This window comes from Citrobacter sp. wls710 (assembly GCF_005281115.1).
GTDB lineage: Bacteria > Pseudomonadota > Gammaproteobacteria > Enterobacterales > Enterobacteriaceae > Citrobacter > Citrobacter werkmanii.
Genome location: NZ_SZXD01000024.1, coordinates 28,118 through 52,372, shown reverse-complemented (window position 1 = coordinate 52,372; position 24,255 = coordinate 28,118). Strand labels below are relative to the sequence as shown.

General features: G+C 52.7%; 20 protein-coding genes. 8 read left to right on the top strand and 12 right to left on the bottom strand.

The window, feature by feature from the left end; all coding sequences use genetic code 11:
* Positions 1–31: 31 nt before the first annotated feature.
* Complete coding sequence (gene bssR / locus FDX14_RS07355) at positions 32–415, bottom strand: biofilm formation regulator BssR (protein WP_038639191.1); 384 nt, start codon at positions 413–415, stop codon at positions 32–34.
* Positions 416–635: 220 nt separating this feature from the next.
* Between bssR and FDX14_RS07350 the strand changes: the two genes are divergently transcribed.
* Positions 636–1,562, top strand: coding sequence for a LysR family transcriptional regulator (locus tag FDX14_RS07350; protein ID WP_079224849.1), 927 nt, complete (start codon positions 636–638; stop codon positions 1,560–1,562).
* A gap of 31 nt (positions 1,563–1,593) precedes the next feature.
* On the opposite strand, the gene glgP is transcribed toward FDX14_RS07350, so the two are convergent.
* Both glgP and FDX14_RS07340 read right to left on the bottom strand, forming a co-directional pair.
* Positions 1,594–4,044, bottom strand: a complete 2,451-nt coding sequence (glgP, locus tag FDX14_RS07345) for a glycogen phosphorylase (RefSeq protein ID WP_061381892.1) — start codon at positions 4,042–4,044, stop codon at positions 1,594–1,596.
* A gap of 52 nt (positions 4,045–4,096) precedes the next feature.
* Positions 4,097–4,282: a glycine cleavage system protein T gene (locus FDX14_RS07340; protein ID WP_227093261.1), complete on the bottom strand. Its 186-nt coding sequence runs from the start codon at positions 4,280–4,282 to the stop codon at positions 4,097–4,099.
* A gap of 231 nt (positions 4,283–4,513) precedes the next feature.
* Here FDX14_RS07340 and rimO point away from each other — a divergent pair, with 231 nt between their 5' ends.
* A complete protein-coding gene (rimO, locus tag FDX14_RS07335) occupies positions 4,514–5,821 on the top strand; it encodes a 30S ribosomal protein S12 methylthiotransferase RimO (RefSeq protein ID WP_038639187.1) in 1,308 nt (435 codons plus the stop codon).
* A gap of 54 nt (positions 5,822–5,875) precedes the next feature.
* Here rimO and gsiD read toward each other — a convergent pair whose 3' ends face one another.
* The 6 genes from gsiD to FDX14_RS07305 form a co-directional block, all read right to left on the bottom strand.
* A complete protein-coding gene (gsiD, locus tag FDX14_RS07330; protein WP_061381894.1) occupies positions 5,876–6,787 on the bottom strand; it encodes a glutathione ABC transporter permease GsiD in 912 nt (303 codons plus the stop codon).
* 2 nt (positions 6,788–6,789) lie between these two features.
* Entirely contained in the window at positions 6,790–7,710 is a 921-nt protein-coding gene (gsiC, locus tag FDX14_RS07325; RefSeq protein ID WP_042309550.1) for a glutathione ABC transporter permease GsiC, read from the bottom strand.
* Positions 7,711–7,756: 46 nt separating this feature from the next.
* Positions 7,757–9,295 (bottom strand): glutathione ABC transporter substrate-binding protein GsiB, encoded by a 1,539-nt coding sequence (gene gsiB / locus FDX14_RS07320; RefSeq protein WP_042309552.1) that lies wholly within the window; start codon positions 9,293–9,295, stop codon positions 7,757–7,759.
* A 28-nt stretch (positions 9,296–9,323) separates the two neighbouring features.
* Positions 9,324–11,195 (bottom strand): glutathione ABC transporter ATP-binding protein GsiA, encoded by a 1,872-nt coding sequence (gsiA, locus tag FDX14_RS07315; RefSeq protein ID WP_137349284.1) that lies wholly within the window; start codon positions 11,193–11,195, stop codon positions 9,324–9,326.
* Entirely contained in the window at positions 11,179–12,147 is a 969-nt protein-coding gene (gene iaaA, locus FDX14_RS07310; RefSeq protein WP_137349283.1) for a beta-aspartyl-peptidase, read from the bottom strand. The genes gsiA and iaaA overlap by 17 nt, the downstream gene beginning before the upstream one ends.
* Before the next feature lie 191 nt (positions 12,148–12,338).
* Positions 12,339–13,127 carry an aminoglycoside adenylyltransferase family protein gene (locus tag FDX14_RS07305; protein ID WP_137349282.1) on the bottom strand — a complete coding sequence of 263 codons (789 nt, stop codon included), beginning with the start codon at positions 13,125–13,127 and terminating at the stop codon, positions 12,339–12,341.
* 175 nt (positions 13,128–13,302) lie between these two features.
* On the opposite strand from FDX14_RS07305, the gene moeA reads away from it, so the two are divergent.
* The gene (gene moeA / locus FDX14_RS07300; protein ID WP_042309558.1) at positions 13,303–14,538 is read left to right on the top strand and encodes a molybdopterin molybdotransferase MoeA; all 1,236 of its coding nucleotides are present in this window, start codon (positions 13,303–13,305) and stop codon (positions 14,536–14,538) included.
* Positions 14,538–15,287 (top strand): molybdopterin-synthase adenylyltransferase MoeB, encoded by a 750-nt coding sequence (moeB, locus tag FDX14_RS07295; RefSeq protein WP_137349281.1) that lies wholly within the window; start codon positions 14,538–14,540, stop codon positions 15,285–15,287. Before moeA ends, moeB begins: the two co-directional genes overlap by 1 nt.
* 48 nt (positions 15,288–15,335) lie before the next feature.
* On the opposite strand, the gene FDX14_RS07290 is transcribed toward moeB, so the two are convergent.
* Positions 15,336–16,277 carry an Rpn family recombination-promoting nuclease/putative transposase gene (locus FDX14_RS07290; RefSeq protein WP_137349280.1) on the bottom strand — a complete coding sequence of 314 codons (942 nt, stop codon included), beginning with the start codon at positions 16,275–16,277 and terminating at the stop codon, positions 15,336–15,338.
* Positions 16,278–16,451: 174 nt separating this feature from the next.
* On the bottom strand, positions 16,452–17,114 hold the full coding sequence (gene fsa, locus FDX14_RS07285) for a fructose-6-phosphate aldolase (RefSeq protein ID WP_137349279.1): 663 nt from the start codon (positions 17,112–17,114) through the stop codon (positions 16,452–16,454).
* Between the two features lie 132 nt (positions 17,115–17,246).
* Here fsa and FDX14_RS07280 point away from each other — a divergent pair, with 132 nt between their 5' ends.
* The 4 genes from FDX14_RS07280 (at position 17,247) to FDX14_RS07265 (ending at position 22,978) form a co-directional block, all read left to right on the top strand.
* Entirely contained in the window at positions 17,247–18,146 is a 900-nt protein-coding gene (locus tag FDX14_RS07280) for a glycyl-radical enzyme activating protein (RefSeq protein WP_137349278.1), read from the top strand.
* 5 nt (positions 18,147–18,151) lie between these two features.
* The gene (locus FDX14_RS07275) at positions 18,152–20,584 is read left to right on the top strand and encodes a glycyl radical protein (protein WP_137349277.1); all 2,433 of its coding nucleotides are present in this window, start codon (positions 18,152–18,154) and stop codon (positions 20,582–20,584) included.
* 167 nt (positions 20,585–20,751) lie between these two features.
* Positions 20,752–21,567, top strand: coding sequence for a Cof-type HAD-IIB family hydrolase (locus tag FDX14_RS07270; RefSeq protein WP_061381898.1), 816 nt, complete (start codon positions 20,752–20,754; stop codon positions 21,565–21,567).
* A gap of 148 nt (positions 21,568–21,715) precedes the next feature.
* Complete coding sequence (locus FDX14_RS07265) at positions 21,716–22,978, top strand: DUF1479 domain-containing protein (RefSeq protein ID WP_137349276.1); 1,263 nt, start codon at positions 21,716–21,718, stop codon at positions 22,976–22,978.
* On the opposite strand, the gene FDX14_RS07260 is transcribed toward FDX14_RS07265, so the two are convergent.
* Positions 22,975–24,048 carry a LacI family DNA-binding transcriptional regulator gene (locus FDX14_RS07260; protein ID WP_061381946.1) on the bottom strand — a complete coding sequence of 358 codons (1,074 nt, stop codon included), beginning with the start codon at positions 24,046–24,048 and terminating at the stop codon, positions 22,975–22,977. The two genes, FDX14_RS07265 and FDX14_RS07260, sit on opposite strands and share 4 nt — an antisense overlap.
* Between the last annotated feature and the right edge of the window lie 207 nt (positions 24,049–24,255).

Here is a 24,255-nt window from a genome sequence, read left to right as displayed (position 1 = left end):
TAACGAAAAGGGGGAGCGCCCTCCCCCTGATTCAGACGTGTTCCAGCGTTGGATAAGATTGCAAACACTGGATGCTCAGCGTCAGCGTTGTCAGGCAGTTTTCCAGTTTATCTGCGTTAACGGCAATAAAAGTTGGACAATCGTGATGTCCACTCATAAGACAAACAGCGGCGGCGGCTAACGCCCCTTCAGCACGATGAAGGGCATTCCACTCTTCCTGATCAAGATGCATACCGTGAAGCTGTGATTGCTCGTGCAGTTCGCGATTCAGCACAAAAAAATTATCACGCAGACGATCGCTCTCGCTGACTGACATGTAGCCTTTCGCTTTTCTCAACAGCAGATAAGCGGCAAGTTCGATACGGGCGTTTATCAATTTGTTGAGAAGATCGGTTCTCAGTCTGTCAACAACCATACTTTGTTCCTCCTCTTTCCAACCATGGTGCAACTTAATAGTATGGTTGTTTTTTGAACAAATAGATGTCCTACATCAACAAAGCTCAATTGATTAACATAATTTACAATGTTACAACTCCAGGCGATGCGCTTAGCGAAAATGGTCAGTTTCCCGCTAGCATGACATTTTTTGCTATACCTGATGTGATTACTGCCGTAGTGCTGATTATGAGGGGTCTATGTCGAAAGCAAATGATGCAGAGAAAATTCGCACACTATCAAAAATTGATCTCAATCTGCTGACGATTTTCTGTTTGATCTATAGCGTAGGCAGCATCTCCCGAGTCGCTGATATGTTGAATATCTCACCTTCTGCCGTCAGCCAGTCCTTGAGAAAACTGCGCGAAATGATGGGGGATAATCTGTTTGTCCGCAGCGGAAATGCGCTGTTACCGACGGTCTACTCTGATGAGCTTTATGATAATACGATCCCTATTATCGACAAACTGTCGTTGCTGATGCCGCTTTCCACGCCTGCCGCCAAAAAAAGGCTAACGCTCTATACGGAATCTTTTATATCCCCTATCGTCATTCCCGATGTTACCGCGAGAATAATCGATACCGACGCCGATATCAGTCTCCTGCACCTCACCGCCGACCTGAATGAACAGAGCATTATTGAGTTATTGAATATGCGCCAGGCGGATGTCGTTTTTTCAACTTTTTCCGTTGAGTCAGCAAGCCTTTCATGCCAGAAAATATGCGATATGCGCCTGGTACTGGTAGCGTCGCAGAATAATGCTTTATACGGTAGTTCCATTAGCGAAGCACAATTCAGAAACGCGAACCTGGTGGGTTATAATACCAAGAATGAAAAAATCATTTACCATCGCAGTATTGTGGATAAAAAATTCAGATCCGGGGATCGCTGCCTGCTGACCTCATCATTTACGGCGATACTGACGATTGTGTCCAATACCCATTGTATAGGGGTGATCCCGGAAAAGGTGTTTGCAACACATGCTCATCTGTATGGGCTGAAAAAAATAAACACGCCGTTTCCCCTGCCGCAATTTAGTGTGTTTGCTTCATCACGCAAAGACAGCAATACCCATAAGATCCTCTCCCCCATACTCGCCAATTTGCAAACCGCCTCCCTGTTATAAAAACCAGGGAGGCTCAGCGTTAGGGAAATTGCTATACGTGAATTTTAGCTATGCGCCAGATATGGTCGGCATATTCCTGCACCGTTCTGTCCGATGAGAAATACCCCATGTTGGCAATATTGTGCATCGTCCTGGTCGTCCACTCCCGGGGAGTTCGATACAGCTCATCCACCGCATCCTGACAGTTCACATAGCTGCGGTAATCCGCCAACACCTGATAGGTGTCGCCAAAATTGATTAATGAATCCAGCACGTCTCTGTAACGTCCGGGCTCCTGCGGGCTGAACATACCCGTACCGATTTGCGTCAGCGCCTGGTGCAATTCCTCATCATTTTCAAAGATGCGTCGCGGGTCATAGCCATCGCGTCGTAAGGCTTCAACCTGATTAGCCGTATTACCAAAGATGAAGATGTTATCTTCCCCAACGTACTCGCGCATTTCAATATTCGCGCCGTCGAGCGTACCAATGGTCAACGCGCCATTCATACCAAACTTCATATTGCTGGTCCCGGAGGCTTCCGTCCCGGCCAGGGAAATTTGCTCTGACAGATCGGCAGCAGGAATAATTAGCTGTGCGAGACTGACGCTGTAATCCGGGATGAAAACCACCTTTAGTTTGCCGCCTGTTTGCGGGTCATTGTTGACTAACTGCGCCACATCATTAATTAAGCGGATAATTTGCTTCGCCATGTAATAAGACGAGGCGGCTTTTCCGGCAAAAATATTCACCCGTGGAACCCAGTTGGCATCCGGCGCGGCTTTAATCCGGTTATAGCGCGTGATCACATGCAGCACATTCATAAGCTGCCGCTTGTATTCGTGAATACGTTTCACCTGCACATCAAACAGCGCATCAGGATTCACCACCACGCCGTAATGGGCGGCAATATGTTGCGCCAATCGCTGCTTATTTTCATACTTCGCCCGGCGCACCGCCTCATTCACCGTCGGATAATCTATGTATTGCTTTAACTCGCCCAATTGCATTAATTTGGTCCGCCAGCTTTCGCCAATATTCTCATCCAGCACATTGGCAAGCGGAGGATTAGCCAACGCCAGCCAACGCCGCGCCGTGACACCATTGGTTACGTTGGTGAAACGCAGAGGAAAGATACGCGCAAAATCAGCAAACAGAGAGTCGGTCATCAGCTTTGAATGCAACACCGACACGCCATTTACCTTATGACTGACAACCACCGCCAGCCAGGCCATGCGCACCACGCGCCCATTAGATTCATCAATCAGCGATACGCGCTGCAGCAGTTCGCTATCATCGCGATAGCGCTCCTGTAACGTCTTCAGGAAGCGGTCGTTAATCTCAAAAATAATCTGCAAATGACGCGGTAAAAGTCGACTTAGCATTTCTACCGGCCAGGTTTCCAGCGCCTCGCTCATCAACGTATGGTTAGTATAAGAAAAAATCTGACAGGTCACGTCAAACGCGTTATCCCAACTAAACTGGTGATGATCAATCAACAAACGCATCAGCTCTGGGATCGCCAGCACCGGATGCGTATCATTGAGGTGGATAGCGATTTTATCGGCCAGATTATCGTATGTGCGGTGCAACTGATAATGACGGCTCAGGATGTCCTGAATCGTGGCCGAGGCCAGGAAATAGGCCTGGCGTAAACGCAGTTCACGTCCTGCATCGGTCGAATCATCAGGGTACAAAACTCGCGAGATCCTCTCGAAGTGATATTTGTTTTCCACTTCCGTAGCAAAGTCTTCCTGCTGATTCAGTTTGCCCGCATTGACCTCACTATTTACCTGAACGTTCCACAACCGCAATGTATTGGTAGTGTCCGTCGCATAGCCGGGAATAATCTGGTCATGGGCCACCGCCAGAATATCTTCAGTTTCTAGCCAGCGGGTTTTATTCCCTTCTTGTTGCAGTCGCCCGCCAAAGCGCACTTTATAATGCGTATTATGACGTTTGAATTCCCACGGATTACCGTATTCTAACCAATAGTCCAGCGACTCTTTTTGCACGCCATCAACGATATTTTGTTTAAACATACCGTAGTTATAGCGAATGCCGTATCCGCATCCCGGCAGGCCAAGCGTTGCCAGAGAATCAAGGAAACAAGCCGCCAGTCGTCCGAGACCGCCATTTCCAAGTCCGGGATCATTTTCCTCGTCAATTAGCTCTTCCAGTTCCAGCCCCATTGCCTCAAGCGCGCTTCTGACTTCGTCGTAAATACCTAACGAGAGCAACGCATTAGACAGCGTACGGCCAATTAAAAATTCCATCGACAGATAATAAACCTGGCGCGCATCCTGAGAGAATTGTGCTCGATTAGAACGGTGCCAGCGCTCGACCATTCGATCGCGTACCGCATATAACGTCGCATTAAGCCACTCCCGTTTCGTGGCGATGGCGGGATCTTTACCAATAGTAAATAAAAGCTTATTAGCAATATCATCTCTCAGTTTATCAACATCAGAGTCCGCCGCGAGCGGTAGTGGCGAAATATACATATTAACGTTACCTTTCAAATTTTGCAGGATGGGTAATAGACAGGTAAATTATTTAAACTCTGGGTTTGCGAGCGTCAGTTTTTTGCCGAATAATTTCATGACTGGCGATAAACGTTAATTCTGTCATTAATACACGCCAACTTAAGCCTGTAGCCAGTGAGATATAATATAAACTCACACCATTAGCATAAAGAGTTTTAGCCATTTCAAGTTTCGACTGCAAAACAATATCTTTCAAATTTAACCTCATTAATAACGCTCGACGAGATAAAATTTATGCTAATTAATTTCTACAGCCAAGAAGTGACACTTAAAGCCGGAATTAGACTCGCTAAACACCTTCCGCTAACCGATCCACTATTTATAGGTATTGGTCTTTATTCTCCCGGTCTTATGCCGATCAGATATAGATGTACCGTGACGGCATCTGTATAATCCCCCGATTACGAGCAATGTACAGTATAAGAAAATGGCAAAAATTGGTTTTATATCACTAGGTTGTCCGAAAAACCTCGTCGATTCTGAGCGCATCCTGACCGAACTTCGTACCGAAGGCTATGATGTTGTGCCAAGCTACGACGACGCGGATATGGTTATCGTTAACACCTGCGGCTTTATCGACAGCGCGGTTCAGGAGTCCCTGGAAGCAATCGGTGAAGCGTTGAACGAAAACGGCAAGGTGATCGTTACCGGCTGTCTGGGCGCGAAAGTCGATCAGATCCGTGAAGTCCACCCGAAAGTGCTGGAAATCACCGGTCCGCACAGCTATGAACAGGTTCTGGAGCACGTTCACCACTATGTGCCAAAACCAAAGCATAACCCGTTCCAGAGTCTGGTTCCTGAGCAGGGCGTCAAGCTGACTCCGCGCCATTATGCCTATCTGAAAATTTCTGAAGGCTGCAACCACCGCTGCACGTTCTGCATTATTCCCTCAATGCGTGGCGATCTGGTGAGCCGTCCGATCGGCGACGTTCTCAGCGAAGCCAAGCGTCTGGTAGATGCGGGCGTGAAAGAGATACTGGTCATTTCTCAGGATACCTCCGCGTACGGCGTGGATGTGAAGCATCGCACCGGTTTCCATAACGGCGAGCCGGTCAAAACCAGCATGGTTGATTTGTGCGAACAGTTATCAAAACTGGGGATCTGGACGCGTCTGCATTACGTCTATCCCTACCCGCACGTTGATGACGTAATCCCGCTGATGGCGGAAGGTAAAATCCTGCCGTATCTGGACATCCCGCTGCAGCATGCCAGCCCGCGTATTCTCAAGCTGATGAAACGCCCAGGTTCAGTCGACAGACAGCTGGCGCGCATCAAGCAGTGGCGTGAAATCTGTCCTGAACTGACGCTGCGCTCCACCTTCATTGTCGGTTTCCCGGGTGAAACAGAAGAAGACTTCCAGATGCTGCTCGACTTCCTGAAGGAAGCACGCCTGGATCGCGTCGGCTGCTTTAAATACAGCCCGGTTGAAGGCGCTGGCGCCAATGACCTGCCAGACCAAATCCCGGAAGAGGTGAAAGAAGAACGCTGGAACCGCTTTATGCAGTTGCAACAGCAGATCTCTGCTGAACGCTTGCAGGAGAAAGTGGGCCGCGAAATTCTGGTTATCGTTGATGAAGTTGACGAAGAAGGCGCGATTGGTCGCAGTATGGCTGACGCCCCGGAAATCGATGGCGCGGTATACCTGAATGGCGAAACCAGGGTGAAACCTGGCGATATCATTCGCGTGAAGGTCGAAAACGCAGATGAATACGATCTGTGGGGCACCCGCGTTTAAATAGCGTAACCCAACGTAGGCCGAATAAGCGTTACGTCTTATCCGGCCTGCGGTTTATCCTTTTATCTTCGGGTCCAGCGCGTCGCGCAGACCATCGCCCAGTAAGTTAAACGCCAGCACCGTCAGAAATATCGCCACCGCCGGGAAAATTGCCACGTGGGGTGCTATCACCATATCGGCCCGCGCCTCATTGAGCATTGCACCCCACTCCGGGGTCGGCGGCTGCGCGCCCAATCCCAGGAATGACAAGCTCGCGGCAGAGATAATCGACGTGCCAATTCGCATGGTAAAAAAGACCACGATCGATGAGACCGTTCCCGGCAGAATATGGTTAAAGATGATGGTTGCATCGCTGGCACCAATACTGCGGGCAGATTCAATAAAGGTCTGCTGCTTCAGCACTAGCGTATTCCCGCGCACCAGGCGCGCGAAGGCCGGAATGGAAAAAATAGCCACGGCAATAATCACGTTGGCAATACCGCTTCCCAGCACCGCCACCACAGCAATCGCCAGCAAAATCCCCGGAAAGGCGAACAGTACATCGCAGATGCGCATAATCAGTCGATCCCACCAGCCTGCGTAGTATCCCGCCAGCAACCCCAGCACCGTGCCAATCGCCGCGCCAATAAATACGGCAAAGACGCCAGCCGCCAGCGAGATTTGCGCGCCAACCAGCACACGGCTAAAGATATCCCTTCCCAGGGAGTCAACGCCAAACCAGTGCAACATCGACGGTCCGTCATTCAGACGGTCATAATCGAAGTAGTTTTCAGCATCAAATGGCGTCAGCCAGCGGGCAAAAATCGCCACCATAATCAGTACAAGGACAAATAATCCCGCGAACAGCGCCATGCGCTGGCGACGGAAACGACGCCAGAACTCATGCCACGGCGTGCGTATCTGCTCTGGCTTAACAAGAGGCATCGCATTCAAAATCGCCTGTCGGCGCCAGTTAAAAAATCGCATCCTTACTTGTACCTGATAGCCGGATTAATGGCGGCGTAGAGTACATCCACCACTAAGTTAATAAGAATAAACGCCAGAGAAAACAACAGCACCTCGGCCTGTATCACCGGGTAGTCGCGCATTTCGACTGAGTCCACTAACAGTCGTCCAAGCCCTGGCCAGTTAAACACCTTCTCAACCACAATTGAGCCGCCAAGCAAAAAGCCAAACTGTAGTCCCATCATGGTAACCACCGGGATCATCGCGTTCCGCAGACCATGTTTTAACACCACCCAGGTTTCACTCACTCCTTTAGCTCGCGCGGTGCGCATATAGTCTTCACTGAGCACATCAACAAACGAGGCGCGGGTAAAGCGGGCCAATACCGCTGCCACCGCCGCCCCCAGCGTGATTGACGGCAGGATATAGTGCAGCCAGGTGTCAGCGCCCACAGTGGGCAACCAGCCGAGTTCAACGGAAAATATCTGCATAAGCAGCATGCCGAGTGCAAAAGCCGGAAAAGAGATCCCGGTGACCGCCAGCGTCATACTTAACCTGTCCGGCCAGCGATTACGCCATACGGCGGCGATAATCCCCGCCGTCATACCAAATAACACTGCCCACGCCATACTGGCAATTGTCAGCCATAGCGATGGCATAAAACGGCTGGCAATTTCTTCCGCAACCGGGCGACGAGAAACCATCGAGGTTCCAAAATCGCCTTGCAACACGTTGGTCATGTAATGCCAGAACTGAATATGCAGCGGTTGGTCCAGACCTAGTTGCTTACGCACCAGTTCAATCACCTCAGCGTCAGCCTCCGGTCCGGCAATCAGCCGGGCCGGATCACCGGGTAGCATGTGAACAAATAAAAACACCAGCACCGCCACAATTAACAGCGTTGGAATCAACCCCAGCAGGCGCTTGAAAACATAGTTAAGCATCACGCTCCCTTCGCCGGCCCCTGCATTACGGGGCCGAATGCATCGCTTATTTTAAATCCGCATCATCAAAGCTAAATCCGGTATCCGGCATGATCCAAAATCCGGTCAACCTGGTACTGTGCGCCGAAATCAGTTTTTCCACCACCAGCGGGATCCACGGCGACTCTTTCCAGATAATATCCTGCGCATCTTTGTACAGCTTCGCTTTCTGCGCTGGATCGTTGGTTTGCAAAGCCGCAGCGAGATCACTGTCCACCTGCTTATTGCTGTAGAACGCCGTGTTAAACAGGGTTGGCGGCCAGTTTTGTGATGCAAACAGCGGCGACAGCGCCCAGTCCGCTTCCCCTGTAGACGCAGACCAGCCGGTGTAGAACATCCGCACTCCGCTCTCTTTCTGCGCTTTACCTTCAACTTCCGCCGCACGCTGACCAGCGTCCATCGCCGTTACCTGAGCCTTAATGCCCACCTGCGCCAGCTGCTGCTGGGTAAATTGCAACACTTTCTGTGCAGTACTGTGGTTATGCGAAGACCACAGCGTGGTGGTAAAACCATTAGGGTAGCCCGCTTCTTTCAGCAACTCGCGCGCTTTCGCTGGATCATAAGGCCACGGCGTATAGCTTTGCGCATAGGCAATCGATGGCGGGAGAACACCGGTGGCAGGCGTCGCGTACCCGGCAAAAGCGACTTTAACCAGCGCCTGACGGTTGATGGCATAATTCAGTGCCTCACGTACCTTCGGGTTATCGAACGGTTTTTGCGTGACGTTCATGCTGATATAACGTTGCATGATAGACGGACTGGCCACCAGTTCCAGGTTTTTGTTCTTCGCCAGTAGCGCCGCCTGCTCGTAAGGGATCGGGAAGGCAAACTGCGCTTCGCCGGTCTGCAGCATGGCCGCACGCGTGTTGTTGTCGGTCACTGGACGCCAGGTGATCGTATCCAGCTTTGGCAGCCCTTGCTGCCAGTAGCCCGTGAACTTCTTAACCTTCACAAAATCCGTCTGATTCCAGGTATCAAGCTGGTACGGCCCGGTCCCCACTGGGTGGAAACCTATCTCCTTACCGTATTTCTCCAGCGCGGCGGGAGAAATCATCGCCGTTGCCGGATGCGCCAGAATATTGATAAAGGCAGAGAACGGCTGTTTCAGCGTAATCTTCACCGTCGATGGGTCGACAACCTCGGTTTTATCGATATTCTTATACAGATTGTAACGTTTCAGATGGTTTTCCGGATTACTGGCCCGATCGAGGTTAGCTTTGACCGCATCGGCGTTGAAGTCAGTGCCATCCTGAAACTTCACACCCTGACGCAGCTTAAGGGTGTAAGTCAGGCCATCATCAGAAACCGTATAACTCTCCGCCAGCACATTTTTCAGCTTCATCTCTTTATCAAGGCCAAACAGTCCTTGATAAAACGACTTTGCTACCGCCTGCGACAACGTGTCGTTCGCGTCATAGGGGTCGAGCGTGGTGAAGTTAGATCCCACTGCCACCACCACGTCTTTGGCGGCCCAGCCCGGTGCGGCGGCCAGCGCCGAGGCCACTCCCACAGCAACCAGCCATTTTCGAGCAACAATTTTTGTCATGTTATTCTCCTTGAACCCTGTCTGCCTGTTATAAACGCGAAAGAGCATTTTCTTGTTGTGGACGCGCTACATAATGCCCCGGGCCAACTAACTGTAATGACACGGGGGAAATCTCTTCGCCGCGCTTGCGGATATTGCTGGGGATATCATCCGACAACAGCACGCGCTGGGGGCGATGATGTGATGGATCGGCAACGGGTACTGCCGCCATTAGTTTGCGCGTATACGGATGCTGTGGATTTTCAAATACCGCCCGCCGGGTGCCGATCTCGACGATCTGCCCCAGATACATCACCGCCACACGGTGACTGATCCGCTCCACTACCGCCATATCGTGGGAAATAAACAGATATGCGATCCCCATTTCGCGCTGCAGGTCGAGCAACAGGTTGATAATTTGCCCACGAATCGAGACATCCAGAGCCGAGACCGACTCATCGGCAATGATCACCTTGGGATTGAGCGCCAAAGCCCGGGCAATGCAGATACGCTGACGCTGACCGCCGGAAAACTCGTGCGGATAGCGCCAGGCATGCTCAGGGAGCAATCCTACGCGCTCCAGCAGCCAGGCAACCCGTTTTGCAGCCGCATCACCTTGCAGTAATCCATGCACCCGTAACGGCTCTAAAATGGAATATCCCACCGTCTGGCGAGGATCGAGCGATGCATAAGGGTCCTGGAAGATAAACTGAATATCCCGGCGCAGCGGCTGCAGTTTGCTGGCGGCCAGGGTATCAATACGCTGTCCGTTGAAGATGATCTCTCCACGCTGAGACTCAACCAGGCGCAACAACGCCCGCCCGGTGGTGGACTTGCCGCAGCCCGACTCGCCCACCAGAGAGAGCGTTTCTCCTGGCCACAGGTCAAAGCTAACGTTTTCCACCGCGTGCACCTCACGGGTTACCCGGTTAAGAATGCCGCTGCGCAGAGGAAAACGCGTCACCAGATTGCGCACCCGTAGGATAGGCTCGCCTTCAACCACGGTGTCCTGCTCGGTTTGCGGTTCGACATGACTAGGATCGTGTAAAGAAATAAGTGGAAAACGGCGCGGATACTCTTGTCCGCTCATGGAGCCAAGCTGCGGTACGGCTGCCAGCAGCGCTTTAGTATAGGGATTCTGGGGAGCATGAAAGATCTGCTCAACGCTGCCGGTTTCTACCGCCTCACCCTGATACATCACCAGCACACGGTCGGCAATATCCGCCACCACCCCCATATCGTGGGTAATAAAGATCACCCCCATCGACATATCCTGCTGCAACACTTTTATCAGTTGCAGGATCTGCGCCTGAATAGTGACATCCAGCGCGGTGGTCGGCTCATCGGCAATCAGTACCGCAGGGCGGCACGACAGCGCCATAGCGATCATCACGCGCTGGCGCATGCCGCCGGAAAGCTGGTGTGGATAGCGCGATAAAATCGCCTTCGCCTCAGGAATACGGACCTGATCGAGCATCCGTTTAGCTTCCAGCATCGCCTCTTCATGACTGGCCCCCTGGTGTAAGCGGATAGACTCGGCGATCTGCTCACCCACGGTAAACACCGGATTAAGCGATGTCATTGGCTCCTGAAAGATCATCGCGATATCCGCGCCGCGCACGTGGCGCATCTGTGATGCGCTCTGTTCACCCAGCTCTATCACCTGGCGGTTGCGGCGGCGGAGGAGCATTTCATCACAGCTCACCTCGCCGCCAGCCTGTTCAATCAGACGCATCAGCGACAAAGCCGTGACCGACTTTCCTGAACCGGACTCGCCAACTATCGCCAACGTTTCGCCACGCTTGAGGCGAAATGACAGATTGCGCACCGCACTGACACGCTGCTGTTCCTGTTCAAAGGTAATGTTCAGGTTGCTCACTGCCAGTACGTCACTGGCGTCAAGCTCATCGCTGTGTGGCAACGGTATCTCCTTTTTCCCGATAAATACCGGTGGTTGGCTTATCGCCCGCGTATCCCCAGGCACGGTACATGCCTTCACTATTAAACGGTAAGGCGACGTTACCCTCATGATCGATAGCAATTAAGCCACCGCTGCCGCCCAGCGCCGGTAATTTTTCCATCACCACACGCTCGCACGCCTCAGATAAACTCAGGCCGCCATAGTCCATCAACGCCGCAATGTCATAAGCCGCCAGAGCACGAATAAAGACTTCTCCGGTTCCGGTGCAGGAAACCGCCACGTTGGCGTTATTGGCATAACAGCCGGCACCAACCAGTGGACTGTCACCCACCCGGCCCGGCAATTTGTTGGTCATCCCGCCGGTCGATGTCGCCGCCGCCAGATTACCAAACATGTCCAGCGCGACCGCCCCCACGGTACCCATTTTGTTATTTTCATCCAGTGGGGTAGCGTTATGATCCAGCATCGTTTCACCCGTCGTTCGCGCCGCCAGCAATTGAGCGTAGCGTTCTGGCGTCGAGAAAATATCCGCCGAAACGCGCTCCATACCCTGCGCAATAGCAAAATTCTCTGCCCCCTCACCAATCATCATCACATGTGGGCTGTGTTCCATCACCAGGCGTGCCGCGAGAACTGGATTTCGCAGATGGCTTACCCCCGCGACGGCTCCCGCTTGCAGGGTATTACCGTCCATCACGCAGGCGTCCAGCTCATGAGTTTCATCACGGGTATATACTGCGCCAATTCCGGCATTAAACAGCGGGCACTCTTCCAGCAGACGCACGGCCTCGGTCACCACATCCAGTGCGCTACGCCCCTCTTCGAGCATCCGCTGACCGGTTTCGACGATATCGGACAGCGCCTGTATGTAGCGCAACTCCTGCTCCTGACTCAGTTGCGCGCGGGTAATAGCCCCAGCACCACCATGAATTGCAATAACTGCTTTACCCATTTTTTCGTCCATTAAGGTGACTGGTTCCGGGGGTTATAAATATCAGAATTTCGGTGACTTATTGATTCGATTTTTGAATATAGAAAGATGCAGACGTCATGTAAAGGTAAAGGCCTGCAGCTCATAATCGATACCATCAGGTCATACAGATAGAGTAAACAGGAATGAGATCCCCGACGACATTGAATAGCCTATTCAAGCAGATCGGTAATCTCTTTTTTTGCATAAAACACAAATCGTTGTACTGACGGCATAGATTCAGCCCAGTTCGTTTTGGTTAACCCCAGATATTCCGAACATGCAGCTTGCAGCGTACCAGCATGCTCAACGGGCAATTGCGGCATGAGCCACGACGCGGCCTCATCCTTTGCGACAATATCGCCAGTAACGACGCTGTACCAGATACGCGCCAAAGCCAGCATGATATTGCGCTCATCACCCTCTAAATCTGCCGGTTTTTGCCACTGTTCGAGGGTATGTCGAAACGTTTCCAATACATCATTGGCAGGAATGGCGTTGAATAATATATCAGCGGGTTCACCGAATAACGGTACGCTGGCGCGCCGGGCCTGGGTCAGCAAAATGGCAAGATCAGGATCCGCCAGCGCCGGTTCAAATACGCCGGCACCAATATCATCACGCAACCACTCACCAAACTGCATTTCTCTGACGGGAGGGAATCGCCACGGCACGATCTGCGAGAACAGAACAACGGTGACTTCCAGCGCGCGGTAACGTTCTGAGGTCCCGGGCGGCGCTGAAATGGTCAGCAATTCCCGCATTACGGTTTCTCTTAACCGGGCATCCATTGGTTCCCGTATGGTGACCAACAAATCGATGTCGCTTTGAGGTTTTAAACCGCTTTCGACAGCAGAACCATACAGATGAATAGCAACGAGATTCTCCTCGAAAACTTGGCGGATGAGCGCGCTGGCGGCATTCACCTGTCGTCGAATTGCCTCCGGGATAGTAGTAGCCATTTAGCCCCCTGGGGAAAAAGCGGAAATATTAAGTCTATACTGCATTGTTCCTGTGTCGCTATCCTCTGGCATAAAACCTTGATCAGATCTGATTCTAAGCCTGAGGTAGCATACTGTCCTCGGCCATTTTCTGACATAATGGCCGGATTCGATTTTGCCCCGCAGGAGTCTTCTCATGGAATTTACCGCCGGACTGATGCCGCTTGAAACGGCTCTCTCTCAGATGCTGTCGCGTATTACCCCGCTCACCGCCGTCGAAACGCTGCCGCTGGTTCAATGTTTTGGCCGTATCCTGGCCGCCGACGTCGTATCCCCCATTGATGTACCGGGATTCGATAACTCGGCAATGGATGGCTATGCGGTGCGATTAGATGATTTACGCTCGGGTCTGCCGCTTGCGGTAGCAGGCAAAGCCTTTGCCGGACAGCCTTTTCACGGCGAATGGCCCGCGGGGACCTGTATCCGCATCATGACCGGCGCCCCGGTGCCTGCCGGTTGTGAAGCAGTGGTCATGCAGGAACAAACGGAACAAACCGACGACGGTGTGCGTTTTACCGCCGAAGTCCGCAGCGGACAAAATATTCGTCTGCGCGGTGAAGATATTGCGAACGGTGCAGTCGTCTTCCCCACCGGGACCCGCCTGACAACCGCCGAGCTCCCGGTTCTGGCCTCGCTCGGAATTGCTGATGTGCCTGTTGTGCGCAAAGTCCGCGTGGCGTTGTTTTCCACTGGTGATGAACTGCAACTGCCGGGTCAACCGCTGGGCGACGGACAGATTTATGACACCAACCGTCTGGCCGTTCACCTGATGCTGCAACAGTTGGGCTGCGAGGTGATCAACCTGGGGATTATTCGCGACGATCCCAACGCCCTGCGCGCGGCGTTTATTGAAGCCGACAGCCAGGCCGATGTCGTTATCAGCTCCGGTGGCGTTTCTGTCGGTGAAGCGGATTACACCAAAACCATTCTGGAAGAGTTGGGAGAAATTGCCTTCTGGAAGCTGGCCATCAAACCGGGCAAACCGTTTGCCTTTGGCAAACTAAGCAACAGTTGGTTTTGCGGTCTGCCAGGTAACCCGGTGTCAGCAGCCCTCACCTTTTATCAACTGGTGCAACCAATGCTGGCGAAACTCAGCGGCAACACGGGCTGTGGGTTGCCTCCTCGCCAACGCGTGCGCACCGCGTCACGTCTGAAGAAGACGCCAGGACGTCTGGATTTTCAACGTGGCGTATTGCAGCGCACCGCAGAAGGCGAACTGGAAGTCACCACCACCGGACACCAGGGTTCGCATATTTTTAGCTCCTTTAGCCTCGGCAACTGTTTTATCGTGCTGGAACGCGATCGCGGCAACGTTGAAGCCGGAGAGTGGGTTGAAGTCGAGCCGTTTAACGCGCTGTTTGGAGGCCTGTAATGGCGGAACTCAGCGACCAGGAGATGATGCGCTATAACCGGCAAATCATTCTGCGCGGCTTCGATTTTGAAGGCCAGGAAGCGCTCAAGGAGGCGCGGGTACTGGTCGTTGGTCTGGGGGGACTTGGCTGCGCCGCGACCCAATACCTGGCAGGCGCAGGCATCGGGCATTTAACGCTGCTCGACTTTGACACCGTTTCCGTGTCGAACCTCCAGCGCCAGACGCTGCACAGCGATGCAACCGTAGGGCAACCGAAAGTGCTGTCCGCCCGCGACGCGCTGGCGCGGATTAACCCTTATATCGCCATTACGCCAGTGAATGCGCTGCTGGATGATAGCGAAATTCACGCGCTGATCGCCGAACACGATTTGGTGCTGGACTGTACGGATAACGTCAGTATCCGCAATCAGCTTAATGCCGGATGCTTTAGCGCAAAGGTTCCGCTGGTTTCCGGGGCGGCAATCCGCATGGAAGGGCAAATTACCGTCTTTACCTATCAGGAAGGCGAACCTTGCTACCGTTGCCTGAGCCGCCTGTTCGGTGAAAATGCCCTCACCTGCGTGGAAGCTGGCGTAATGGCTCCGCTAATCGGCGTGATCGGCTCATTACAGGCTATGGAAGCCATTAAATTATTGGCAAACTACGGTAAACCCACATCTGGAAAAATCGTCATGTACGACGCCATGACCTGCCAGTTTCGCGAAATGAAGCTGATGCGTAACCCTGGCTGTGAGGTGTGCGGGCAATAACTGTAAGCCCCGGCGGCATTTATTTTCCGGGGCTGTACTAACATACAGTCAATGCGTCAAAGATTTAATATCTTCCTCTGATAGTCCGGTGATTCTCACGATAAGCTCCCGTGGGAGACCATCGGCCAGCATTGAGTGGGCAATGCGCTGCGCTTCCTCACGGCGACCTTCAGCTAAACCTTTTTCATGACCGCGCTCCATGCCTTTCCGTAGCCCCTTTCGCTCCCCTGCCCTACGTATTTTTTCGACAATATTCATTGTACTCTCCTTGTGTTCGGGTACCTGCTGCGCCAGCTTACGCATAAATCGCCCAAAGCGCGGTTTGTGACCATGCTGGATTAGCAGATAATTAAACAGCGCTTTTAGCTGGCTGTCATTAGCACTTCCTGTAACCAGCAGCGTAGCCAGATTGTCCACCAGTCCTAATAAATCGCGCTGGCGAATATGCTTTTGAATCAGTTCCAGCAGTGCGATACGCCGGTGCTGCATAATTTCTTCATCCGGGACCACGGTAATATCCACCAATGGAAATGCCGACAGATAAAGCTGACGCGCCAGGAGCGGATTATCAAACTCATCCAGCCAGCATAAAGAGAAGGGATAAGGCGTATCGACGCCATGATAAAACAACATCGGCACGACTAACGGTAAGCGGGTATGCCCGGCGTCAAGGTGGCTTTGCATTGCCGCTATCGCATAACGCATCAGGCGAAACGCCATATGCACATCAGAACGACTTTGATGTTCAATCACGACATAGATATAACCCTCCCCTTCACTGGTTTTCATCGACCAAAGCACATCTGAATAATATGCGCGTAAGTTTTCTTCAATAAAACTGGTGGGTTGCAGTTCTAACGTCGCCAGATCACAAAGCGCCCGTAGCGTGGGAGGAAGATGAATTTCAATAAAATCACGGGCTGTGGCAGGGTATTTTAAAAATGTTTTAAACAGCGCATCGTGCGGTGTGGCTGTAGGTGTTTTTTTCATGGCGGTCCGTCACCTGATAAACATGATGACGTGAATGTACCCGTCGCGATGACGGGTAGCATGCAGGCTTTACCGGTTTTACGAGGGGGATTCGCAGTTTATTGCTCTTAACTGCAACAGATTCATTTTAACGGAATCACATACGCAAATATGCCGGAGTAATCCGACCTAAAACTAGATCGACGTCCGTCCAAACGCCCCCTGCCAATCCTGCTCAAACTTCACAATCGCCGCATCCACAGCCGGAGAGGTAATAAACTGCTGCGCCACATCCAGCGGCAGCGTGATGGATTCACAGCCTGCCAGCAGGCAATCCAGCGCCTGACGCGGCGTTTTGAAGCTGGCTGCCAGTACTTTGGCGTGCGGCGCATGCATGTTCAGTAAGGTTTGCAGATCGGTAACTGTCTGAATACCATCTCCCCCCTGCGCATCCACGCGGTTTACGTATGGCGCAACATATTCCGCTCCCGCCAGCGCCGCTAACAGCCCTTGAGCAGCACCGTATACCGCGGTACCCAGCGTCGGGATCCCTTCTTCTTTCAGCAGTTTAATCGCCGCCAGACCTTCTGCCGTCACCGGTACTTTGACCACGATATCCGCAATGATTGTCCGCAGTTTACGCGCATCGCTGACCATACCTTCGGCGGTCGTCGCCATCACCTGCGCAAACAGACGGCCTTGTCCCCCCATCGCTTCCTGCAGTTGCGGCAGCAACACTTCCAGCCTCTCTTTACCAGCCGCCACAATACTGGGGTTAGTGGTCACCCCGGCCAACGGAAAAATACGCGCCAGAGCTTTGACAGCGGCAACATCCGACGTATCTAAATAGAGTTCCATAACCTTTCCTCAAACGAATAATTAGCATGAATAAAAGGTAGCACGGCGAAACCTCACGGTTAGTTGACGCACGTCAATATAACTTTCATTCGAAAGTAATTTAATCTTTATACGAAAGAAAAGAGGCCGCTTATGATTTTCAATATCCAGCGCTATTCCACGCATGATGGTCCCGGTATCCGTACCGTGGTGTTCCTTAAGGGATGCTCCCTCGGCTGTCGTTGGTGTCAGAATCCGGAAAGCCGCGCCCGCACACAGGACCTGCTCTACGACGCACGTTTGTGTCTCGACGGTTGCGATCTCTGTGCTCAGGCGGCACCCGCGGTGATTGAGCGGGCGTTGAGCGGTCTGCTTATTTATCGCGAAAAACTGACCGATGACGATTTCGCCGCGCTGACGGACTGCTGTCCAACCCAGGCGCTGACCGTCTGCGGAGAGGTAAAAAGCGTGGATGACATCATGGCGACCGTACTGCGTGATAAACCGTTTTACGATCGTAGCGGTGGCGGGCTCACCCTCTCGGGCGGCGAACCGTTTATGCAGCCAGAACTGGCGGCAGAATTATTCCAAGCCAGCCACGATGCGGGCATTCATACGGCGGTCGAAACCTGTCTGCATGTGCCGTGGAAGTATATCGAGCCGTCATTACCTTATGTCGATCTGTTCCTGGCCGATTTAAAACATGTCGCCGACGCGCCGTTTAAACAGTGGACCGATGGCAGTGCCTCTCGTGTATTAGACAATCTGAAAAAATTGGCCGCTGCGGGTAAAAAAATGATTATCCGCGTACCGCTGATTCAGGGTTTCAACGCTGACGAAGCCGCCATCCAGGCTATTACCGATTTTGCTGCCGACGAGCTTCACGTCGGGGAGATCCATTTTTTGCCCTATCACACCCTGGGCATCAATAAATACCACTTACTCAGTCAACCCTACAACGCACCGGATAAACCGCTTGAGGCGCCAGCTCTGCTCGAATTTGCTCAGCAGTATGCCCGCCATAAAGGTTTAACCGCGACCCTACGAGGATAATCGCCATGACCACTCTGAAACTGGACACACTCAGCGACCGTATCAAAGCGCATAAAACAGCCCTGATCCACATCGTGAAGCCGCCGGTTTGCACCGAGCGCGCCCAGCACTATACCGAGATGTATCAACAACATCTGGATAAGCCAATCCCGGTACGCCGCGCGCTGGCGCTGGCCCATCATCTGGCGGAACGTACCATCTGGATTAAGCATGACGAGATGATCGTTGGCAACCAGGCGAGCGAAGTGCGCGCCGCGCCGATCTTCCCGGAATACACCGTCTCCTGGATTGAAAAAGAGATCGATGACCTCGCCGACAGACCTGGCGCAGGCTTCTCGGTAAGCGAAGAGAATAAACGTGTGTTGCACGAGGTATGTCCGTGGTGGCGTGGTCAGACCGTGCAGGATCGCTGCTACGGGATGTTCACCGATGAGCAGAAAGGTCTGCTGGAAACCGGCATTATCAAAGCCGAAGGCAACATGACCTCCGGCGACGCACACCTGGCGGTAAACTTCCCGCTGCTGCTGGAAAAAGGTCTCGACGGCCTGCGCCACAAAGTCGATGAACGTCGTTCCCGCATCAATCTGACATGTCTGGAAGACCTCCATGGCGATCAGTTCCTGAAAGCGATAGATATCGTGCTGGAGGCCGTCAGCCTGCACATTGAGCGCTTCGCCACGCTGGCACGTAAAATGGCGTCCACAGAAACTCGCGCCAGCCGTCGTGATGAACTGCTGACCATGGCGGAAAACTGCGATGTGATCGCCCATGAGCCGCCAAAAACGTTCTGGCAGGCGCTGCAGTTGTGCTACTTCATCCAGTTGATCCTGCAAATTGAATCGAACGGCCATTCAGTGTCGTTTGGTCGCATGGATCAGTATCTCTATCCTTTCTACCGTCGTGATGTGGAGCTGAATCAGTCGCTGGATCGCGAGCACGCCATTGAGCTGCTGCACAGCTGCTGGCTGAAGCTGCTGGAAGTGAACAAAATCCGCTCCGGTTCCCACTCCAAAGCATCGGCGGGCAGCCCGCTGTATCAGAACGTGACCATTGGCGGACAGAATCTGGTTAACGGTCAAGCGGTGGATGCCGTCAACCCGCTCTCTTACGCCATTCTGGAATCCTGCGGTCGCCTGCGCTCTACTCAGCCTAACCTGAGCGTGCGCTATCACGCGGGGATGAGTAACGATTTCCTTGATGCCTGTGTGCAGGTCATTCGCTGCGGCTTCGGGATGCCAGCCTTTAACAACGATGAAATCGTCATACCTGAATTTATAAAGCTTGGTATTGAACCGCAGGACGCCTATGACTATGCGGCCATTGGTTGCATCGAAACCGCCGTTGGCGGCAAATGGGGCTACCGTTGTACCGGCATGAGCTTTATTAACTTTGCCCGCGTGATGCTGGCGGCGCTGGAAGGCGGACGCGATGCCACCAGCGGCAAAGTCTTCCTGCCGCAGGAAAAAGCGCTCTCGGCTGGCAACTTCAACAATTTCGATGAAGTGATGGACGCCTGGGATACACAGATTCGCTACTACACCCGTAAATCCATTGAAATCGAGTATGTCGTTGACACCATGCTGGAAGAGAACGTACACGATATTCTCTGTTCGGCGCTGGTAGACGACTGTATCGAACGCGCGAAAAGCATTAAGCAAGGCGGCGCGAAGTATGACTGGGTATCAGGTTTGCAGGTGGGTATCGCCAACCTCGGCAACAGCCTGGCGGCTGTGAAGAAACTGGTCTTCGATCAAGGCGCTATCGGCCAGCAGCAATTAGCTGCGGCACTGGCTGATGATTTTGACGGTCTGACCCACGAGCAATTACGTCAACGACTGATCAACGGCGCGCCGAAGTACGGCAACGATGACGATTCCGTTGATACACTGCTGGCCCGCGCTTATCAGACTTATATCGATGAACTGAAACAGTATCATAATCCACGTTATGGTCGCGGTCCGGTTGGCGGCAATTACTACGCCGGGACCTCTTCTATCTCCGCAAACGTGCCGTTTGGCGCGGCAACCATGGCAACGCCGGATGGCCGTAAAGCTCACACCCCGCTGGCTGAAGGCGCAAGTCCGGCTTCCGGGACGGACCATCTCGGCCCGACGGCGGTGATTGGCTCGGTGGGTAAACTGCCGACCGGTTCCATTCTCGGCGGCGTGTTGTTAAACCAGAAGCTGAATCCGGCCACGCTGGAGAATGAATCAGATAAGCAAAAACTGATGATCCTGCTGCGCACCTTCTTTGAAGAGCACAAAGGCTGGCATATTCAGTACAACATTGTGTCCCGTGAAACGCTGCTGGAAGCAAAAAAACACCCGGATCAATACCGTGACCTGGTGGTGCGTGTCGCAGGCTATTCCGCCTTCTTCACCGCCCTGTCTCCGGATGCACAGGACGATATCATCGCCCGTACTGAACACATGTTGTAACTCCCCCGCCCGGTGGCGCTGCGCTTACCGGGCCTACATATTTCCCCATTAGCCGGGTAAGGCGAAGCTGCCACCCGGCCTTTTACTTTCATTCGAAATTAAATTTGTGCTTCAGGTCACATTGTTATTAGAATGTTTCTGGTCGCAGTTATGAGCCAGGAGCAAGTATGACCATCAAAGTTATCGTCACCGATATGGACGGAACTTTTCTCGACGACGCCAAGAAATACGATCGTGCACGTTTTATGGCGCAGTATCAGGAACTGAAAAAACGAGATATTGAATTTGTCGTGGCCAGCGGCAACCAGTATTTCCAGCTGATCTCCTTTTTCCCGGAGCTTAAAGACGAAATATCGTTTGTCGCTGAGAATGGCGCGCTGGTTTATGAGCATGGCAAGCAGCTGTTTCACGGTGAGCTCACCCGTCACGAATCACGCATTGTTATTGGCGAACTCCTCAAAGACAAGCAGCTCAATTTTGTTGCATGTGGTCTGCAAAGTGCCTACGTCAGCGAGAATGCCCCAGAGCCTTTCGTGGCATTGATGTCGAAACACTATCATCGCCTGAAACCGGTGAAAGATTATCAGGACATTGATGATGTGCTGTTTAAGTTTTCTCTGAACTTACCCGACCAACAAATCCCGTTGGTTATCGATCACTTGCATACTGCTCTGGATGGCATAATGAAGCCCGTCACCAGCGGCTTTGGGTTTATCGATTTGATTATTCCGGGCTTACATAAAGCCAACGGTATCAGTCGCCTGCTGAAACGCTGGAACCTGTCTCCGCAAAACGTCGTCGCCATTGGCGATAGCGGCAACGATGCAGAAATGCTGAAAATGGCGCATTACTCTTTCGCCATGGCCAATGCGGCAGAGAGCATTAAAGCGATTGCCCGCTATCAGACCGACGACAATAACCATCAGGGCGCGCTGAACGTGATTCAGGCGGTGCTGGATAACACATCTCCTTTTAACGTCTGATCCTGCTAACCGGGGCGTGCTCCGGTTTTTCACTCTTTATTCATTCCGTGCCCACCATCAAGTTTTTAAACTTGCATTAACTTATTTTTAACTTATATTGCATGTGTAAGTTAAATAAATTTCGAATGAAAGTTAATGCGAGGTGGTTATGGCTTTTACGTTTACCAGCGACACATTGCCCGCCGATCACAAAGCGGCAATCCGTCAGATGAAACAGCAGCTGCGGGCACAGCTTGGGGATGTTCAGTTGATTTTCAATCAGCTGAGCGATGCCATTGCCACTCGCGTGGCGGAAATCAACGCCCTCAAAGCGCAAGGCTCCCCGGTTTGGCCAACGTTGTCCTATGCGGATATCAAAGCGGGACGCGTAAGCGCCGAGCAGCGTGAAGAGATTAAGCGTCGCGGATGCGCGGTCATTAAGGCGCATTTCCCCCGCGAACAGGCGCTGGCATGGGACCAGTCGATGCTCGATTACCTGGATCGCAACCATTTTGATGAGGTCTACAAAGGCCCCGGTGATAACTTTTTTGGCACCCTCAGCGCATCCCGCCCGGAGATCTACCCCATCTACTGGTCCCAGGCGCAGATGCAGGCCCGCCAGAGCGAAGAAATGGCCAATGCGCAGTCATTCCTTAATCGCCTGTGGACGTTTACAAGCGAAGGGAAACAATGGTTTAACCCGGACATCAGCGTCATCTATCCTGACCGCATACGTCGTCGTCCGCCGGGAACAACGTCCAAAGGGCTGGGCGCGCATACGGATTCCGGCGCGCTGGAGCGCTGGCTTCTGCCGGCATATCAGCAGGTCTTTGCTAATGTTTTCAATGGCAAGCTGGAAGATTACGATCCATGGCAGGCGGCGCATCGCACAGAAGTTGAAGAGTACACGGTAGATAACACCACTAAATGTTCAGTATTTCGTACCTTCCAGGGCTGGACGGCACTCTCCGATATGTTGCCAGGTCAGGGATTGTTGCACGTAGTCCCGATTCCTGAAGCGATGGCCTATGTGCTATTACGTCCATTGCTTGACGATGTGCCGGAAGATGAGCTTTGCGGCGTCGCGCCCGGCAGAGTTCTGCCGATTTCAACGCAATGGCATCCGCTGCTGATAGAGGCGTTAACCAGTATTCCGCAACTGGACGCCGGAGACTCCGTCTGGTGGCATTGCGATGTGATCCACTCCGTCGCGCCGGTGGAAAATCAGCAGGGTTGGGGCAATGTAATGTACATCCCTGCCGCGCCGATGTGCGAAAAGAATCTGGCTTATGCCCATAAAGTGAAGGCCGCGCTGGAAAAAGGCGCGTCGCCGGGTGATTTCCCGCGCGAGGATTATGAAATTGACTGGGAAGGACGCTTCACGCTGGAGGATTTGAATATCCACGGTAAGCGTGCGCTGGGTATTGCTTAGCTGTCGTACAGTCCTTCCCGATCCACGGCGGTGCGTCGTTTCCCCTGACGTATCCGCCGTACTGATTCCCGTACGGCCAGCATGCCGTTAAGCAACAACGTCCCCACCGGCGCATCCGGGCGCATCAGCCGCTGCTGGAGCATATATACCGCTTCCGTTCCCAGTTCATCACGGGGAACATGAACTGCTGTTAAGGGTACATCCTGAATTGCCGCCAGATTAAAGCCGTCGATGCTCATGACAGAGACGTCCTGAGGTACGCGCAGGCCGTGTTTTTGCAGGGCACTGATGGTACCCGCCGCCATAAAATCGCCGCCAACTAAAAATGCAGTCGGCAGATCCTTACCCTTCCGCTCGATAAGCCAGACATTTACCAGCTCCTCCGTTTCACGAGCGCTAAAGCTCGGCACCACCAGCAGATCGCGCAGGTCATTAAATTTCAGGTTGTGTGACTGCCACGCGTCGCGGATCCCCGACAGGCGCAGCTCCATAGTGTAGCGGCGAAGACACATTACATTCAGCACCTCCCGGTGCCCCATTTCAAACAGATATTCCGCCGCCCGTTCACCAATGGCGCGATGGTCCGGCGCGACGGCAGGCAGACGCATGTGCCGGTCCCGGCAGTTAATCAACATGCAGGGTTTAGCGACATCCACCGCCAGATCGTGGATATGAGGATCGTCGATACCGAGAAGAATGGCGGCCTGGGTGTCCGGCTCGTTCATTCGCGCCAGAAACAACTGCGCATCGCTGTCGTTCTCTTCCAGCGCGCAGTAGCGCAGGCGGACTTCGTGGGACGCCAGGCCTTTACTCACGCTCTGGATCACGCGGTAGTAAAAGATGTCGGACCGCTCGTCAAACGCCCGCTGCGGGGCAAAAACAACCAGACAGTTAAGCAGCAAACGCCCGGCCGCCATGCCTTCAATCACCCCTAATTCCCGCGCGCATGCCAACACCTTTGCCCGTGCTTTCTCACTGGTGTTGGCCTTCCCCGCCAGCACGCGAGAAACCGTGCTGATTGAGAGCTGAGTACGGGCTGCGATTTCGGTAATTTTTAGCCTTTTGTCCATTTTGTGATCTGGCTCCATTTGCAAAATGAAAAAATTTTCATTGCTCATTTATCAGTAAATAACTGGCATAGGAGCCATCATGCCAAATGACTTAAGTCATTTATGAGAAATTTTGCACAAAAACAACTATTTCCCGCTCATGTTCTCCCTTAAGGTGAACTTGTCACACCACTTCCATACTAGTTGTATATCAACTTTCATATTTTA